General features: G+C 58.1%; 29 protein-coding genes, 5 tRNA genes and 1 pseudogene. 18 read left to right on the plus strand and 17 right to left on the minus strand.

Annotated features, from left to right (window positions below; all coding sequences use genetic code 11):
* Positions 1-239 precede the first annotated feature (239 nt).
* From VV088_RS15430 to VV088_RS15440, 3 genes are read left to right on the plus strand one after another with little or no spacing between them, the layout of a single operon-like run.
* Complete coding sequence (locus VV088_RS15430) at positions 240-662, plus strand: NfeD family protein (protein WP_334601601.1); 423 nt, start codon at positions 240-242, stop codon at positions 660-662.
* A 27-nt stretch (positions 663-689) separates the two neighbouring features.
* Positions 690-1,664, plus strand: a complete 975-nt coding sequence (locus tag VV088_RS15435) for an SPFH domain-containing protein (protein WP_334601602.1) — start codon at positions 690-692, stop codon at positions 1,662-1,664.
* A 13-nt stretch (positions 1,665-1,677) separates the two neighbouring features.
* Positions 1,678-1,812, plus strand: a complete 135-nt coding sequence (locus tag VV088_RS15440) for a hypothetical protein (RefSeq protein WP_334601603.1) — start codon at positions 1,678-1,680, stop codon at positions 1,810-1,812.
* An 18-nt stretch (positions 1,813-1,830) separates the two neighbouring features.
* On the opposite strand, the gene VV088_RS15445 is transcribed toward VV088_RS15440, so the two are convergent.
* Positions 1,831-2,037 carry a hypothetical protein gene (locus VV088_RS15445; protein ID WP_334601604.1) on the minus strand — a complete coding sequence of 69 codons (207 nt, stop codon included), beginning with the start codon at positions 2,035-2,037 and terminating at the stop codon, positions 1,831-1,833.
* A gap of 43 nt (positions 2,038-2,080) precedes the next feature.
* Between VV088_RS15445 and VV088_RS15450 the strand changes: the two genes are divergently transcribed.
* The 3 genes from VV088_RS15450 (at position 2,081) to VV088_RS15460 (ending at position 3,343) form a co-directional block, all read left to right on the plus strand.
* Positions 2,081-2,311 carry a helix-turn-helix domain-containing protein gene (locus VV088_RS15450; RefSeq protein WP_334601605.1) on the plus strand — a complete coding sequence of 77 codons (231 nt, stop codon included), beginning with the start codon at positions 2,081-2,083 and terminating at the stop codon, positions 2,309-2,311.
* A gap of 56 nt (positions 2,312-2,367) precedes the next feature.
* Complete coding sequence (locus VV088_RS15455; RefSeq protein WP_334601606.1) at positions 2,368-3,105, plus strand: polysaccharide deacetylase family protein; 738 nt, start codon at positions 2,368-2,370, stop codon at positions 3,103-3,105.
* Positions 3,106-3,172: 67 nt separating this feature from the next.
* Positions 3,173-3,343 carry a hypothetical protein gene (locus VV088_RS15460; RefSeq protein ID WP_334601607.1) on the plus strand — a complete coding sequence of 57 codons (171 nt, stop codon included), beginning with the start codon at positions 3,173-3,175 and terminating at the stop codon, positions 3,341-3,343.
* A 40-nt stretch (positions 3,344-3,383) separates the two neighbouring features.
* Here VV088_RS15460 and VV088_RS15465 read toward each other — a convergent pair whose 3' ends face one another.
* The gene (locus VV088_RS15465) at positions 3,384-3,902 is read right to left on the minus strand and encodes a putative ABC transporter permease (protein ID WP_334601608.1); all 519 of its coding nucleotides are present in this window, start codon (positions 3,900-3,902) and stop codon (positions 3,384-3,386) included.
* A 68-nt stretch (positions 3,903-3,970) separates the two neighbouring features.
* Positions 3,971-4,366, minus strand: coding sequence for a hypothetical protein (locus VV088_RS15470; RefSeq protein ID WP_334601609.1), 396 nt, complete (start codon positions 4,364-4,366; stop codon positions 3,971-3,973).
* Between the two features lie 184 nt (positions 4,367-4,550).
* Between VV088_RS15470 and pyrB the strand changes: the two genes are divergently transcribed.
* The 7 genes from pyrB (at position 4,551) to VV088_RS15505 (ending at position 6,753) form a co-directional block, all read left to right on the plus strand.
* Positions 4,551-5,612 carry an aspartate carbamoyltransferase gene (gene pyrB, locus VV088_RS15475; RefSeq protein WP_334601610.1) on the plus strand — a complete coding sequence of 354 codons (1,062 nt, stop codon included), beginning with the start codon at positions 4,551-4,553 and terminating at the stop codon, positions 5,610-5,612.
* A gap of 90 nt (positions 5,613-5,702) precedes the next feature.
* Positions 5,703-5,776 (plus strand) — tRNA-Gly (locus VV088_RS15480).
* A gap of 3 nt (positions 5,777-5,779) precedes the next feature.
* Positions 5,780-5,856 (plus strand) — tRNA-Arg (locus VV088_RS15485).
* Between the two features lie 34 nt (positions 5,857-5,890).
* Positions 5,891-5,967: transfer RNA gene (locus VV088_RS15490), tRNA-His, on the plus strand.
* A gap of 57 nt (positions 5,968-6,024) precedes the next feature.
* Positions 6,025-6,099: transfer RNA gene (locus VV088_RS15495), tRNA-Gln, on the plus strand.
* Between the two features lie 41 nt (positions 6,100-6,140).
* Positions 6,141-6,216 (plus strand) — tRNA-Lys (locus VV088_RS15500).
* Positions 6,217-6,423: 207 nt separating this feature from the next.
* The gene (locus VV088_RS15505; protein ID WP_334601611.1) at positions 6,424-6,753 is read left to right on the plus strand and encodes a helix-turn-helix domain-containing protein; all 330 of its coding nucleotides are present in this window, start codon (positions 6,424-6,426) and stop codon (positions 6,751-6,753) included.
* Positions 6,754-6,790: 37 nt separating this feature from the next.
* On the opposite strand, the gene VV088_RS15510 is transcribed toward VV088_RS15505, so the two are convergent.
* The 14 genes from VV088_RS15510 to VV088_RS15565 form a co-directional block, all read right to left on the minus strand.
* On the minus strand, positions 6,791-7,000 hold the full coding sequence (locus VV088_RS15510; RefSeq protein ID WP_334601613.1) for an NrdR family transcriptional regulator: 210 nt from the start codon (positions 6,998-7,000) through the stop codon (positions 6,791-6,793).
* A gap of 14 nt (positions 7,001-7,014) precedes the next feature.
* Complete coding sequence (locus tag VV088_RS22815) at positions 7,015-7,230, minus strand: helix-turn-helix domain-containing protein (protein ID WP_442913148.1); 216 nt, start codon at positions 7,228-7,230, stop codon at positions 7,015-7,017.
* 124 nt (positions 7,231-7,354) lie between these two features.
* A complete protein-coding gene (locus VV088_RS15515) occupies positions 7,355-8,218 on the minus strand; it encodes a hypothetical protein (protein ID WP_334600743.1) in 864 nt (287 codons plus the stop codon).
* Between the two features lie 14 nt (positions 8,219-8,232).
* On the minus strand, positions 8,233-8,721 hold the full coding sequence (locus VV088_RS15520; protein ID WP_334600746.1) for a hypothetical protein: 489 nt from the start codon (positions 8,719-8,721) through the stop codon (positions 8,233-8,235).
* An 88-nt stretch (positions 8,722-8,809) separates the two neighbouring features.
* Positions 8,810-9,106, minus strand: a complete 297-nt coding sequence (locus VV088_RS15525; RefSeq protein ID WP_334601614.1) for a hypothetical protein — start codon at positions 9,104-9,106, stop codon at positions 8,810-8,812.
* 79 nt (positions 9,107-9,185) lie between these two features.
* Positions 9,186-9,533 carry a hypothetical protein gene (locus VV088_RS15530; RefSeq protein ID WP_334601615.1) on the minus strand — a complete coding sequence of 116 codons (348 nt, stop codon included), beginning with the start codon at positions 9,531-9,533 and terminating at the stop codon, positions 9,186-9,188.
* A 142-nt stretch (positions 9,534-9,675) separates the two neighbouring features.
* Positions 9,676-9,858 (minus strand): hypothetical protein, encoded by a 183-nt coding sequence (locus VV088_RS15535; protein WP_334601616.1) that lies wholly within the window; start codon positions 9,856-9,858, stop codon positions 9,676-9,678.
* 243 nt (positions 9,859-10,101) lie between these two features.
* On the minus strand, positions 10,102-10,857 hold the full coding sequence (locus tag VV088_RS15540) for a hypothetical protein (RefSeq protein WP_334601617.1): 756 nt from the start codon (positions 10,855-10,857) through the stop codon (positions 10,102-10,104).
* Positions 10,854-11,075: a Lar family restriction alleviation protein gene (locus VV088_RS22820; RefSeq protein WP_442913164.1), complete on the minus strand. Its 222-nt coding sequence runs from the start codon at positions 11,073-11,075 to the stop codon at positions 10,854-10,856. Before VV088_RS22820 ends, VV088_RS15540 begins: the two co-directional genes overlap by 4 nt.
* Positions 11,076-11,110: 35 nt before the next feature.
* Entirely contained in the window at positions 11,111-11,365 is a 255-nt protein-coding gene (locus VV088_RS15545) for a helix-turn-helix domain-containing protein (RefSeq protein ID WP_334601618.1), read from the minus strand.
* 3 nt (positions 11,366-11,368) lie between these two features.
* Positions 11,369-11,566, minus strand: coding sequence for an RNA chaperone Hfq (hfq, locus tag VV088_RS15550; protein ID WP_334601620.1), 198 nt, complete (start codon positions 11,564-11,566; stop codon positions 11,369-11,371).
* Between the two features lie 3 nt (positions 11,567-11,569).
* A complete protein-coding gene (locus VV088_RS15555) occupies positions 11,570-11,755 on the minus strand; it encodes a hypothetical protein (protein ID WP_334601621.1) in 186 nt (61 codons plus the stop codon).
* Positions 11,752-11,901, minus strand: a complete 150-nt coding sequence (locus VV088_RS15560) for a hypothetical protein (RefSeq protein WP_334601623.1) — start codon at positions 11,899-11,901, stop codon at positions 11,752-11,754. Before VV088_RS15560 ends, VV088_RS15555 begins: the two co-directional genes overlap by 4 nt.
* 2 nt (positions 11,902-11,903) lie before the next feature.
* On the minus strand, positions 11,904-12,098 hold the full coding sequence (locus tag VV088_RS15565; protein ID WP_334601624.1) for a helix-turn-helix transcriptional regulator: 195 nt from the start codon (positions 12,096-12,098) through the stop codon (positions 11,904-11,906).
* Positions 12,099-12,227: 129 nt separating this feature from the next.
* On the opposite strand from VV088_RS15565, the pseudogene VV088_RS22825 reads away from it, so the two are divergent.
* The 5 genes and pseudogenes from VV088_RS22825 to VV088_RS15585 all read left to right on the plus strand — a co-directional run.
* A pseudogene (locus VV088_RS22825) lies at positions 12,228-12,401 on the plus strand (helix-turn-helix domain-containing protein); the annotation flags it as partial.
* Between the two features lie 57 nt (positions 12,402-12,458).
* Positions 12,459-12,680 carry a hypothetical protein gene (locus tag VV088_RS15570; RefSeq protein ID WP_334601625.1) on the plus strand — a complete coding sequence of 74 codons (222 nt, stop codon included), beginning with the start codon at positions 12,459-12,461 and terminating at the stop codon, positions 12,678-12,680.
* 403 nt (positions 12,681-13,083) lie between these two features.
* Positions 13,084-13,350, plus strand: coding sequence for an AbrB/MazE/SpoVT family DNA-binding domain-containing protein (locus VV088_RS15575; protein WP_334601626.1), 267 nt, complete (start codon positions 13,084-13,086; stop codon positions 13,348-13,350).
* Positions 13,344-13,679: a type II toxin-antitoxin system PemK/MazF family toxin gene (locus VV088_RS15580; RefSeq protein ID WP_334601628.1), complete on the plus strand. Its 336-nt coding sequence runs from the start codon at positions 13,344-13,346 to the stop codon at positions 13,677-13,679. The genes VV088_RS15575 and VV088_RS15580 overlap by 7 nt, the downstream gene beginning before the upstream one ends.
* Positions 13,680-13,705: 26 nt before the next feature.
* A complete protein-coding gene (locus VV088_RS15585; protein WP_334601629.1) occupies positions 13,706-14,875 on the plus strand; it encodes a tyrosine-type recombinase/integrase in 1,170 nt (389 codons plus the stop codon).
* Positions 14,876-14,913 lie beyond the last annotated feature (38 nt).

Consider the following 14,913-nt stretch of genomic DNA (forward strand, 5'->3'; position numbering starts at 1 on the left):
ACAGCACCCGCTCCCTGCAAAGGGAGCGGGTGTTTGTTTGCGCTTGTTCTGTGCCGGACGTGTCGGACTCGCCGGTGTATACTGTAGTCCGCGCAGGCGACGCGAAGCCTGAAGGAAGCGTCCAGGAGAGAGGCAAAAAAATTTGCGAAAATCCCCCTCCTCATGGTGGTAATTTTCAACGGGCTGTGATATGATAGGAGTGAGGAGCTGCAACCGCCAACTTGAAAGGAGGAATTGCTATGACGATCTTTTGGCTGGCCGCATTTTTTGCCTTTTCCATCGGTGAGGCGGTGACGGTGGGACTGGTCTCGGTCTGGTTTGCCGTAGGCGCTCTGGCCGGACTGTTCGCGACCGCTTTGGGGGCCGGGCTTTGGCTGCAGATCACGGTATTTTTGGGGGTGTCGGCGCTGGCGCTGACCCTGTTCAAATCGCTGAGCAGCAAATTCCTCAAGCCGAAGGTCTCCGCCACCAACGCCGACCGGGTGATCGGCGCCGCCGCCCTGGTCACCGAGACCATCGACAACACCCAGGCCCAGGGCCAGGTGAAGGTAAAGGGGCAGATCTGGTCCGCCCGCTCCGCCCAGGATATCGTCATCCCAGCGGGACGGGACGTGAAGGTCCTGCGCATTGAGGGCGTGAAGGTGATCGTAGAGCCTGCGTAGAAAGAAAAATAGAGGAGGAGAAACATTATGGAGTATATCATTCCCACCCTTGTCGTCATTGTCATCGCAATCGTACTGTTTTCCCTGCTGGCCAGCATCGTGCGCATTGTTCCCCAGTCCCGGGCCTACGTGATCACCTGGCTGGGCACCTTCCGCACCGTGTGGGATGCGGGCGTCCACTTCAAGGTGCCCATCGTGGAGCGGATTGTGAAGAACGTGTCCCTGAAGGAGCAGGTGGTGGACTTCGCCCCCCAGCCTGTCATCACCAAGGACAACGTGACCATGCAGATCGACTCGGTGGTCTACTTCCAGATTACCGACCCCAAGCTGTATACCTACGGCATTGAAAACCCCATGTCCGCCATTGAGAACCTCACCGCCACCACACTGCGTAACATCATTGGCGACCTGGAGCTGGACCAGACCCTCACCAGCCGGGACCACATCAACACCAAGATGCGGGCCCTCCTGGACGAGGCCACCGACCCCTGGGGCATCAAGGTCAACCGGGTGGAGCTGAAGAACATCATGCCCCCTCGTGACATCCAGGAGTCCATGGAGAAGCAGATGCGGGCCGAGCGTGAGCGCCGCGAGTCCATCCTCCAGGCCGAGGGCCAGAAGCAGTCCCAGATTCTGGTGGCTGAGGGCGAAAAGCAGTCCGCCATCCTCCGGGCCGACGCCGCCAAGCAGGCGGCCATCCTCCAGGCTGAGGGCGCCAAGCAGGCCAAGATCCTGGAGGCCGAGGCCGAGGCGGAGGCCATCATGAAGGTCCAACAGGCCACCGCCGACGCCATCCGGCTGATCAACGAGGCCGCCCCCGGCCAGGGTGTGCTCACCATCAAGGCCCTGGAGGCTTTCACCGCCGCCGCCAACGGCAAGGCCACCAAGATCATCATTCCCTCCGAGCTCCAGGGCATCGCCGGCCTGGCCGCCGCCGCAAAGACCGTCTTCGACACCGAGGACCCCAAGGCCACCATCACCAAGACCGTGCCCAAGCAGTAAAGGAGGCTGAACTATGAATATGACCGAGAACGCTAGATTAGCCCTGGGACTCCGTGCTCTGGGTATGAATGACACTGATATTGTAAACTTCCTCCTTTGGATCGAGACCGGCGAGGAACAATACAAGCCCAAGAGCAAAGAGGAATAAAAAATACTGGGCCGGGGATCACTCCCCGGCCCCTTTCTCTGCCTGTGCAGGTGTTTCGCTCTCAGCAGCAAGGTACATTTCCTCGCATTTCCGCTGGGCGGCTATCAGAATATCCAGCGCCTCCTCGCTGGCTCTGAACAAATTCAAATACATCTCTTTATAGTCTGGCTTGTCCATCGTTATCACCCCAACGACTATTATATGGGCGTTGACCATATTTGTCAATATCCGCATCACCCATATTTTATAGTTTTCTTGGGTGATCGGAATGACTTTTTCTCGGATTCGAGATTTGAGGGAAGACAGCGACAAAAAGCAGATAGAGCTGGCAAAGTATTTGAACATCGACCAGAGCACTTACTCTGACTATGAAAACGGGAAAATCAATATTCCCATCGAACAGTTAATCAAAATCGCGGACTTTTACAACGTCAGCCTGGACTATCTGGTGGGCCGGGACGATGTGCCGAACCGAAGGCAGAAAAAATTTTCTACGTAAGTTTTCCGTACCGCCGCACATACTGTCAGCAAACGTGTCAAGGAGATGGTACGGCGGTGAATTGGAAAAAAGCGGCAGCGTGCGTATGTGTTCTGGCCCTGGTCCTGACCCTCCCTGCGCCGGAGCGGTCCCTGCCTGCGGACGCCTTGGCGGAGGTGACCCTGGACCGTCCGCCCCTGGTGGCGCTCACCTTTGATGACGGTCCCCGCTCCTCCACCACCGGCCCCCTGCTGGACGGCCTGGCGCTGCGGGAGGTGCCCGCCACCTTCTTCCTGGTGGGCAGCCGCATCCCAGGCAACGAGGACCTGGTCTGCCGCATGGCCGCAGAGGGCCATCAGATCGGCGTCCACACCTACGACCACGTGGAGCTGAAGGGGTTGGACCGAAACGGCTTTGCCCTCCAGGTGGACCGGACCCGGGCCCTGCTCGCCAGCCTGCTGGGAGAGGGGAGCTACTGGCTCCGTCCGCCCTACGGGCTGTTGGATGAGCGCGCCGGGAGCTGGTGCGGCGGGCCGGTCATCCTGTGGTCGGTAGACCCGGAGGACTGGAGGGACAGCGACATCGACCGGATCGTCTCCGCCGTGGTGGAGCATACCTCCGACGGGGACATCATCCTCCTCCACGACCTGTTTCCCAGCTCCGCCCAGGCGGCTCTGCTCATTGTGGACGAGCTGCTGGACAGGGGCTTCTGCTTCGTGACGGTGGAGCAGCTGATGGACGAACGGGGGGTCGTTCCGGAAGCGGGAGTCCGCTACCGGAAAATCCCCGCGCCAGAAAAAGAAACAAATTTTTGAAAAACGATTGTATTTTGATCCGCAATCGTGTAAACTGGGAGTAACCGTTTTCATAGGAGGTAGGATCATGAAAGTTGCCCGTTTTGTCCTGAAGATCGTGGCGCTGTCCCTGGCCGCCACCGCCGCTGTGTGCGCCATCATCGCATACTGGGACGGCCTCACTGACATCTGCTGCACCGTAAAGGGAAAGCTCCAGCACTCTGCCCACATCGACGAGTACGACGACTACGAGGAGTGACCAAAAAGGCCGCCGGGATCGAATCCCCGGCGGCCTTTTCTCAGCGGCGGTACCAGCGGAGACAGGCTGTATTCCCATACCGCCGCAGCAGGGCGGCGGTGAGGGCAGCGTCCGCCAGCAGCGCGGCCAGGGTCATCCAGCCCACCGGGGCGGGGACCCGGGCCATCCAGGGCGCCAAAAGGGGGTGGAGCCAGTAGACCAGCCCCAGCGAGAACCCGCCCCAGGCCAGGGAAAAGGGCAGGCATACCTTACCCCGAACATTTCCGGGCAGGCCCTCGTAGCTCCAGAAGGACACCCCAAAGACCTTTTCGTGGTACAGCGCGGCCAGATACTCCACCGCCGTAGCGGCCAGCCCGCCCAGCAGAAACAGCGCCCAGGGGCGTTCATCCACCCACCCTGGCAGGGCCAGGATCAGGCAGGCCCCCGCCCCATACACCGGGCACAGCGGGAGCACCAGCAGCCCCTTCCGGTCGGGACGTCCGCCCACCAGCCGGGCGAAGGCCACCTCCAGCAGGAAGCCGGCAAAGCTGTAGGCCATAAAGCTCCAGAACCAAAGCACAAAAGATCCCCTCCATTCCTCCCGGTTAGGGTGTGGAGATGGAGGGGATTTATGCGGGCTGCTTCAGCTCAGCAGTGGTGTCCGCAGCCACGGACGGCGGGGACGGCGCAGGAGCCGTCACAGAAGCCGTTCGCGTGGTCGGAGCCGCAGTAGGTCACCCCATCGTGGAGGTGGCGGCCGGTCTCACAGCAGTCCTCCAGGGTACACAGGGCGCGGCAGGTGTTGTCGCATACGCCGCTCTCGTGGCAGTAGCCGCAGTAGACCACGCCGTCGTGGATGTGACGTCCCGCCGTGGCGCAATCCGCAACGGGGCACACCGTAACAGAGGTCTGGACCGCCTGCTGTCTGGCGGAATACCTGCGGGCCCTTCCCCCGTGACAGCCGTGGGCGGAGGCGGGGACCGCCAGCGCCAGAACCAGCAGAAGGCACAGAAGGGCGGACGTCAAACAACGTGTCCGCTTCATAGGTCAACACTCCTTTCTGCCCGCAGACTGCGGGATCGTGTGGTCTATTATAGCGCGCTTCCCCCTGGGACACAAGGCAAAAAATGGCTGCGCCCCGGCGGAAGAGACGGACCGGAAAGTCACTCTTGCGGAATGGGTGGAATTATAGTACAATAACGGGAACAAGGAAAAGGGAGGCAGGGAAATGCGCCATTTGATCGATTTTGGGGACCTGTCCCGCCAGGAGTGGGACGAGCTCTACGCCCGGGCCAGCCAGATCATGGACAGCCCCCGGGACTTTATTGACGTCTGCCGGGGCCGGGTGATGGCCTCCCTGTTTTACGAGCCCTCCACCCGCACCAACTTCTCCTTCCAGACCGCCATGCTCCGCCTGGGCGGGACGGCCTTCGGTTTTGCCGACCCCAACTCCTCCTCCGTCGCCAAGGGGGAGACGCTGAAGGATACCATCAAGATGGTGTCCGGCTATGCCGACGTGGTGGTTATGCGCACCCCCTGGGAGGGGGCGGCCAAGGCGGCCTCTCTGTACTCCCATGTCCCTGTGATCAACGCCGGCGACGGCGGCCACATGCACCCCACCCAGACCACCGCCGACCTGACCACCATCACCCGCCTGCTGGGGAAGGTGGACGGCCTGTCGGTGGGCCTGTGCGGCGATCTGAAGAACGGCCGCACCGTCCACTCCCTGATCAAGGCTTTGGCCAAGTTTGAACAGATCCAGTTTTTCCTCATCTCCCCCCGGGAGCTGGCGGTGCCCGGCTACATGCGGGCATTTATGCGGGAACACAGCATGCGGTTCACCGAGGTCACCGGCCTGGAGGCGGTCATCCCCCAGTTGGACGTGCTGTACATGACCCGCATCCAGCGGGAGCGGTTTGTGGACCCCCTGGAGTACGAGCGGAACAAGGGGGTGTACATCCTCACCCGCCGCAAGCTGGAGCGGGCCAAGGAGCGGATGCTGGTCATGCATCCCCTGCCCCGGGTGGACGAGATCGCTGTGGACGTGGACGACGACCCCAGAGCAGCCTACTTTCAGCAGGCCCGGTATGGGATGTTCGCCCGGATGGCCCTGCTGGCTGATCTGGCCAACCAGCCCCGTTTGGAGCAGACCGAGGCGGTGGAGATCGGGATCAGGCCCGTCTGCCGCAACCCCCGGTGCATCACCCAGACCGAGCGCTACCTGCCGCCCCTGGTGAAGCGGAGCGGCGGCCTGGACTGCTGCGCCTTCTGCGACGGGGCGCTGGAGTAAATCAGGCGGGATATTTTTCAGAAAACCATTGACAGTTTGCAAAAAATGTGGTAGTATTCAAAGGCTGATGTGAAAGGGCGCACCATCCATGCGGGTGTAGTTCAATGGTAGAATCCCAGCCTTCCAAGCTGGTCGCGTGGGTTCGATTCCCATCACCCGCTCCAAATGCGCCTGTAGCTCAGGTGGATAGAGCAGCTGCCTTCTAAGCAGCGGGCCGGGGGTTCGAGTCCCTTCAGGCGTACCAGCAGCTCCAGGTGTGACCAGACATCAGTGATATGGTGGGTGTAGCTCAGTTGGTTAGAGCACCGGATTGTGGTTCCGGGTGTCGAGGGTTCGAGTCCCTTTACCCACCCCACATCAAGGCGGCAGGGCCGGAGCTACTGCTCCGGCCCCAAGCCTTTCCCCATGATACAGGGGTGTAGCCAAGTGGTAAGGCAAGGGACTTTGACTCCCTCACTCGCTGGTTCGAGTCCAGCCATCCCTGCCAGACCGCCGTACGCGGTCCAAACGCCCCATGGATTTTGACGTGACCCAGTAGCTCAGTTGGTAGAGCAACTGCCTTTTAAGCCGTGGGTCCGGGGTTCGAGTCCCCGCTGGGTCACCAGATAAATCCCTAGAGCCGCAATGGTTCCGGGGATTTTTTCTTTATTCTGAGCGCCGATTTTCAAGAAAAAACAGGGCTAAAAACCCCGGTTTTTCAAAAGCGTACAAGTCAAAATACAGGTCAGGCACCGGGCCCCCGCTTCCCCGGTGCTGTGGGCCTCCCCCGCGCAGTATGACGAATCCAATAGATATAGAGAGGAGCAACGTCATGCTGACAAAGGATCACATATCTTTTCAGCTTCAAAAATACAAGGCGGAACAGAAGCTGTCGCTGGATACTATGGCGCAGAAATTGAACCTTCCAAGAACTTCCCTGCAAGACTATCTGAAGGGGCGGGGAAACCCCCGGTCGGACACGATCGACCTGATTGTGGACAAGATCGGGCTCACCCTCCCTGAGATGTTCGCAGAGCCGCCGCACAGCCATGAACAGGCGGTGCATATACTCCAGGCTGCCGGGCTGCTGAGCGGGTTGCCAGAGGCGCAGCGGGAACAAGCCGTTCAGCTGTTCCTTGCAATGGTCTCACTGTTCAACTAAAAAACCACCGGGCAGAGGGAAACCCCTGCCCGGCTTTCTATGCTCTGGATCGGGATAGGCTTTTGACCGGCACCATGCACTCGAAGCTCTCCACAGTGCTGAACCTGGCCCCGCAGGAAGGGCAGCGGCGCTTGCGATGGATCGTACCGTCTGCCGCCTCCCTGGTGTTGTAGACCTGGCTGTCCTCGCCGCAGATTGGACACATACGGGCAGCATGATTCATCGACCGTAATCCCTTGTTGCCCATGATACATCCCCCTATTATTTGCAGTCACGTCCCAGAAGATAGTCCGTGGAGACCCCAAAGAAATCGGCGATGGCTTCCAATTTGCTGATTGTCGGTTCCTGTTCACCGCGCTCATATAAAAGTATTCTACTTTTGCCCATACCGCATAGTTCACTAAGAGCGCGAGCACTCAGCCGCCGTTGTTTGCGCAGTTCTTGAAGACGTTGTGGGAATATCAGATTATTGCACACAAAACCACCTCATTTTTAGGGCCTGCGAAATCTGCGGATAGCCATCTTTTTAGGGCCTCGGAAATCTTAGATTAAGAGCAGGAGGGCGCATGGAGCAAAGCCCACACGCCTCCCTCTATCAGCTCTATTCCGTGCCGCTGAGCGTGTCAGTGACGGGCTGGGCCTGGTAGTAGATCGCCTTGGCCTTGTTGTCCAGGACAAAGGCGTCATAGCAGATGCGGCCCTCCACAAGGCTGCCGCTGATCCCGGGCGGGTTCTCATGGATGGTGTAATCCTCCAGCTTGATGGGGGCCACGGTGGCGCAGGGGTGGGCCACCATGAAGCCGAACCCAGCAGGCAGGCGGTTGGCGGGAATCTTCTGCACGGTCATGCCGTCCAGGATGCCGATTACGCCCTTCAGGCGCAGCTCGTTCCCCACGTCGGTCTCCATGGTGATGTCCTTGCACTTCTTCATCAGCGCATAGGTGGCGGGGGTGACCACCAACACCCGGCCCGTCTCGGGGACTTCTGCGTCGTCCAGGGCCTGAGAAGCGGCCAGAATTTCGGGGTACAGGTTGGCGGAGGTCAGAGCCAGGGCGGCGGGTTTGTGACCGGCCTTCTGGCACATGAGGGCGTAGGTGTAGGCGTCCACCTCGGGAATCACGACTTCACGGTTCTGACGGGCCAGAGCGGACGCAGCGGCCAGCTGCCGGGCGGTCTCGTCGGTGTCCAGCTTGTCAATGGCGAAGGTGAAGGAGCGGTCCTTCTTCAACGTGAACTCCTCGGTGGTGGCGTCCAGGGCGGCCACAGCGCCATACCGGCTCCACTGACCTTCAGCGGGGCCTTTGCGGCCATAGTCGTTCATGGCGCTGGTAGTGATCTTGTAGACCTTGATGGTGTGGGCGCCGGTCCAGTCAAAGTCCTGATTGGTCAGGAGGGCCTTTTTGCTCTGTGTGGAAAACTGCTCGTCAGTATAGGGCTGGAATTTGGTTGCCAGGTCAATAGGCATTCGTTCTCATCCTTTCAGCTTTTGGGCCCGAACGCTGCCGCAAAGGGGTCTCCCAGCATGGACATCGTGCCCGTCCCCGCTGCATAGGGGGGCGGGACCTCATCCGCCCGGGCAATGGCCGGGAACTTCTCCACAGCTACGCCCACAGCCGCCTTGAACTTCTCCACGTCGGAGCAGTCCAGGACCTCCAGGAGCGCGGCGGGAAGCTTCTTGCTGTCCAGGTAGTCCCGGCAGTCCAGCCGGGCCTCGCGGGCCTTCAGGGCCTTCTCTCGCTCGTCCTCCGGGCTGGGCTTATCCCTGTCAGCCCGATCCCGGGCCAACCGCTCGGAGACGATCCGGTTTACATCGTCCTGTGTGAAGAGCTTGCCGCCTTCCCCCTTTGCGCCGGGGTCGGCTTTGGCGGCCTCCAGGTCCCGGCCATGCTCCGCCAGGATGGCGTCGATCACTTCGTTGGGGAGAGGCTGGCCGTTCACCTGGAAGTTCTTCAAAAATTCCTTGTTCATAATTACCTCCGTTTTACGCCCTGAGTCGGGCTAAATAAAAAGCGCACAGGAGAACAGCTATAAAGCTGCTTTCCCATGCGCTTGAACGCTAACCCTCGTAAGCCTCCCGCTGTGGCCCCTGGGGCGGTACTCCTGTGCCTTTGATATCATTATACCCAAGGGGGGCGGGTTTGTCAAGAATTTCCCTTAGAGCCGCAAGGGGTTTGTGGAATGCGTTGTCACATTTCAGGCAATCCGATTCCGGGATAGTGACGTAGATATGCCTGTATGGCGGGTGCTTGTCGCTACGCTTGACCTTTGCCCCCGGGTGTCTCTGGAGGAGAACCGCCAGATCGGCGGCCGCTGCGCTCTCCTCCTCGGGCTGATATGTACACTTCCATTTCATCGGGGCCACGCCTCCAGCAGCGCCTCATGCAGGGTGGCGTAGGCTTTGCCCTGGTAGTACCAGCAACCGGCGGTGTACTTCATGCCCGCACCTCCATATGCATGTTCCCCATGCGGGAGTGGTCCACGGCCCGGATGTTCCAGGCATCCACTGCCGCGTTGATCCCCCGCTCCAAGCTCTCAGGCAGCATAGGGGTACAGAACTTGGTCCCCTCAGTGAATTGTGCGTAAATGCTCGCTTTCGGGCCGTAAGCATAACAGGAGCGGCACCGCACCCAGGCCCCGCAGCGCCCATACATTGGGGTTCTGACCACGACCTCAGCGCTCCCGCCGCAAAAGATGCAGGGGGCCAGTGTGGGGGCGTCCTCGCCTTGTGCCGTCCATGTGGGGTCCTTTTTGAGTGCTACCATAATTTTCGGTATGTTCATACTTGCAATCCTCCTAATCTTTCTGTATACTCGGAGGTGGAAACGGGTCTTTCTCTATTCCATTTCCACCTTGCCGTCCTGGATGTTAGCAGCGTCCAGGGCGGTCTTTTTGTCAAATTCGTCAGCGCTGACGGATTTGGGGCTAGTTCGGGAACACAGGCAAGCCGTTTTGCTCCAAATTCTCCAAGCTGTGGGCGAGAATCCGGATGGCACAGCAGCCGCCATCCCACCAAGCGCAGCGGTCCTTCATGCACACGCTGGCCGCGCCGGTTGAGCCAATACAGGCAATAGCCATCAACGGGCAGATGTCTGTTTGCTTTTTCATTGTGGCGTCCTCCTTTCCTCGCAGTAAAAAGGCGGAGGCGGGGCGGGGCCGCCAAAGGCCCCCGCCACGCCCGACGGCTTTTTTACTGCTGATGGTTTGTTATCTCTCTCAATATATCTACTAAATAACTCGCTTATCGCTCATTTAGTAGATATATTGAGAGATAATTTACTAGGTCACTAGATACGTTGATTTGCTAAGTTTGCTAGATTTGCTACATTTTGCTAAGTTTGCTAGAATCCGCTAGGGTGGAATATTCTCGGTGTACTGCTTCATGAATAGGGCAAGGGCCGCCTGCCACTCTGACTGTGGGAAGGTTTCGCCCTCAACCTCCCAGTTCTTTGAGCTTTCGTCGAATGTGTCGAAGAACTCAGACGCAGCGTCGTCGGCCTGACTTCGCCCATCGGCATCCCGCAGGCCCTGGAACTCGGAGAAAATGCGTTTAAATATGCGGTAATACTGTAGTGAGGGATGGGGATTTGAGGGATTGTAGAACTTCGCCAGGATGGCGCTTTCCCAATCGCTCCGCCGCTGGATCGGCTCGCCTCCAATGGTCCAGCCAGCTTCTTTGAGGCTGTCATAGAAGACATCTACCGCATAGTTGTCTGTGGGCTCGATCTCATCATTGTCCACAAAATGCTTCACAGCTTCCTGGAACTGTTTCCGGAGGGGAGGTTTGAATGCAGCGGCAGCGGCCTGCTTTTTGGCGTTTGCAGCCTTGGCCTGACCACCAAGCCGTCCCGGCTCTACTCTCGATTCCCCGGCTTTCACGCGTGCCTCCCTTTTATTGTCTACCCGGACTTTGTATGTAGCAAAAAGGACTTTCACCTCTGGAGAAACATCGACCTCTACTTTATCGACATAGGACATAACGGCAAGAAACAGTTCTCCCACATGTGCAAGAGTTATCACCCCTGCTTCAATCAGCTGCTGTATCGCCTTTAAGTCTGTTACTTCCCATTTGAAATAATGAAGGTCATCTCTCGGTTTATTGCTCATGTACCTACTTTCCTCCGATTCCAAGCCACAGTTGCCTTGGATGCTGCCTTACATTCCCAAAAGTCCGGGTCATTGGGATCTGATCGCGTCCAAAAGATTTTGGACCGTGCTCCACACACTTCACACTGGGCGGTAATGAACCATCCATAGCGACCATAAGTTCTATATAGATTTGCCTCGCCGCCACAAAAGGGGCACGGTTTCAATTCTTCATCCAATTTTCAACACCTCCATTCATTTTGCGGGGAGACACCTAAGAGGCCTCCCCGCTCTGCTTCCCGCAACCAAACAGCCGGGTCTCATAGTCGATGATATCGGATTTGCGAAACCGCCAGCTTTGCCCAATTTTTGCACCGTTAATGACGCCATTTCGGGCCAATTTTGCAACATTTTCCGGATTTATCTTCAAATAAATGGCAACATCGCAAACATCGCAGATGGCGGGAAGTTCGTCCAAAGAGGCAACCGTTCGCCTCGGCTTATTGGGCCGTTTCGGTGTTGTCCGCATAGGTCAGCCCTCCTTTGCAACCGTGGACACGGCGGACTTGTAAACCAGGCTCTGCCGCCCGTCCCGCTCCACCAGCAGCGTGAATTGGTCAAAGCTGGTAATCGTGCCCTTGAGCTGGAAACCGTTGATGGTGAATACAGTCACCGGGGTATGCTCCTGCTGGAGCTGAGACAGGAAGTTGTCCTGTAAGTTTTTGGTCATCGCTCATGCCTCCTTTATAGGTTTGAATCTGGTGACGGTGTACGCCTCAGCAATGCGATGGTCCGCCTTGATGGGGAGAGTGTCGAAGAACGCCTTAGCTTCCTCCAGCGTGGGAAACTGCCGGTTGGTCCAGGTGGTCCAAGTGGTGTCCCAGGGGTGGGCCTTGCTTTGGATTACAAAGTAGTTCATCGCTCACTTACCTCCCGAATTGGATAAATGTACTCAACAGTGTCGGAGGCCTCCAGGGCTTGCGCCTCCAGCTGGGCATCCTCCAGGGTGTCAAAGGCCCGCTCGCGCTGGAGTCCCTCCCAGTCGTTCCAAATGACAAGAAACATGGTTACGCCTCCTTGATGATGTCACGGCCCAGAACGGCCGCCAGCTTGTCCGCCGTGTCATTGGAGCAGCTTTTACCGCTCTTTACGCTGGTGATCGTTGACCGGGAAACGCCGGTCAACTCCGCCAACCGCTTTACGGTCAGGTCCTTATGGGCCAGAGCGGCGGCAAAGGATACGCGGTCGATGCGTACAGACATTTTATTTCACCTCCGAATTTATTCTTCTGCTTAAGCTTAACACAATCAAAAGAATAAGTCAAGCAGAAATTTATTCTTTTGCTTGATTTTTATATTGCACTATGGTAAAGTTATTTTGGAGGCGATTGCATGACAACTGGACAACATATAAAAGCAGCCCGGAAGAAAGCAGGAATGACACAAGCTGCCCTTGCTGAAAAACTCGGTATCTCTTATGTTGGTGTCAGCCAATGGGAAAACGATCTGCGCAATCCCAAACTTGAGACACTCCGAAGGATAGCCCTTGCCCTGGGCACGGCGGTCAGTGAATTGGTGGGCCCTGATTATTGGAGTAACCTTTCCCCGGAAGAGCGAGTGAACATGTGGAAAGCGTCACCGCCGCCGCAAATCCCCACAGATGCCCAAGACCGGATCACCACCGCCCTAGGCAAGCTGAATAACGCTGGTATGGAGAAAGCGGCGGACGCGGTGGAGATTATCGCGGAGGTGCCCCGCTACCAGCGTTCACAGCCTCCAGAGGGTATGGATACCGCCCCATCCCTGGACGGCCCAGAGGGGCCGCAGGAGGGCGGAGAGAGGTAACATGGTTTCAAAAGTTTTACCAACGCAACTTTTGAACTTGGTCCCATATACGGTACCAAGTTTAAAATTGGTTGCGCAGGCGCAACTAATTTTCAAACTTCCCGCCAAAGGGAATTTTGAAAATTATTCGCGCATGAGCGAATAATTAAATTAGTTCCTCTAGTGGAACCGATTTGCTCCCTCGCCCACGCACGAAAAAGCAGACTTCTTCCCTCAGGCGGGTAGAAGTAAACTGTTCCGCCAGAGGAACAGTTTTGCATCTTCCCTCTTGTGGGAAAAAGCAAAACTCTTCCCTCAAGCGGGAAGAGTTAAATCCGTCAGCGCTGACGAATTTCCCACAGACAACAAAAAGCCCCGGGCCAGATCGGGCCCAGGGCGCACAATTAGAAGGAGTGTGATTTCCATGTATGCGACGATTCAGCGGTGGGGAGACAGTAACGGCCTGCGCATCCCTAAGCCTCTCCTGGACGCCCTAGGGCTGCGTGAGAACGACCGGGTGGAGCTGACGCAGACCGTGGACACCATCACCATCAGGAAAGCCGTAGCGATGCCCCACAGGACGCTGGAGGAGCGGCTGACCGCGTTTTACGGCAAACCCATTGAGGATATCGGTCCCATCCAGAGTGAGGAAGTGGATTGGGGAAAAGCGGAGGGCAGCGAGGTATGGTAACGGTGTTTGAACAGGGGGATATTGTCTACCTGGACTTCGACCCACAGGCGGGCCATGAACAGAAGGGCCGCCGCCCGGCGCTGGTGGTCAGCAACAACCTGTTCAACCGGGTCAGCAGCTTGACGATGGTCTGTCCGATCACTCACACGGACAGGGGCCACCCCTTCCACATCCGCCTGGACAGCAGCACAAAGACAGGCGGTGTTATCATGTGCGATCAGGCCCGCATGTTGGACCTAAACAGCCGCCGGGCCGCTTTTGAGGAAAAGGCCCCTGCCGCGATTGTGGCGGAAGCCGTCGATTTGATTCACAGCTTTATTGAAATCTAATCCCAAGACAGATAGGAAGCGGTCAGATGGCGAGGCTAAAGAAGCGGGCGGACGGGCGGTACTGCTGTCAAGTCTACCTTGGCCGGGATGAAGCCGGCAAGAAGCAGTACAAGAGCGTCTACGGTAAGACGCCGGCAGAGGTCAAGGAGAAGGAGACAGCGCTCCGCCTCCAGCTGGGCCGGGGACTGGACGTGCTCTCTCAGAGGGACAGCTTCAGTCAGTGGGCGGATGATTGGCTCCGCCTGAAGGAGCGGGAGAACATCTCGCCCCGGCAGATGGACAACTACCGCCGCGCCGTGAAACGCTGGAAGGAAGAACTGGAGGGCTACGAGATCGGCCAGGTTCGGGCGGACGATATTGAGCGTGTGCTGGTCGCCCTGTCGGATCAGGGCCTTGCCCAACGCACCATCAACCTATACCGCTCCGCAATCAGGCAAATCATGCGGCGCGCAGTGGGCCGGGTCATCCCTGCCAATCCCGCCGAACAGGTGGAGCTGGCCGCAGTGGGCCGCAAAGAAGAACAGCGCCGCGCTCTGACGCCGGAGGAACAGCAGTGGATCTGGGACACCCCGCACCGCGCCCAGCCTGTAGCGGTGATTATGATGCTGTCCGGGCTCCGCCGCGGGGAGCTGGCTGCCCTCACCTGGAATGACGTGGACCTGAAGGGCAGGACCATCACTGTCAACAAGACGATGGAGTATGATTCCAACGGCGTTCCCACTCCGAAGCATGTCACCAAATCCGCTGCCGGTATGCGGACGGTGGACATTCCTCAGCGGTTGGCTGACTACATGGCGGAGCTGCCCCGGGACAATCTCTTGGTGATCTCCAGCGCACACGGGAGTGTTATGACAGAATCCGCCTGGGCAAAGCTGTGGCGGTCCTATATGCGGGTGCTGAACGAGAAGTACGGAACCAGGACACCGGCAGACCTGGAGCGGATGAAGTCCAGCAAGCCCGGGCCGAAAAAGCTGGACATGACTATTCCCCGCATCACCATGCACTGGCTGCGCCACACCTTCTGCACGTTGCTGTACCTGGCAGGGGTGGATGTGGTCCAGGCTTGTGCTCAGATGGGCCATGCCGATGTCTCGACTACACTCCGCATATATACGCATTTGGATGCCGTCCACAAGCGTAAGTCAGTGGACAAGCTGGACCTCTATCTTGCAGGAAGGAAGGTCGAAAATGAGTAGGGTGCAAGTCAAATACAAGTCAATATTCGGCTCTAAGT

Origin of the sequence: Lawsonibacter sp. JLR.KK007, from assembly GCF_036941135.1 — a bacterium.
In the GTDB taxonomy this organism is placed as follows: domain Bacteria; phylum Bacillota; class Clostridia; order Oscillospirales; family Oscillospiraceae; genus Lawsonibacter.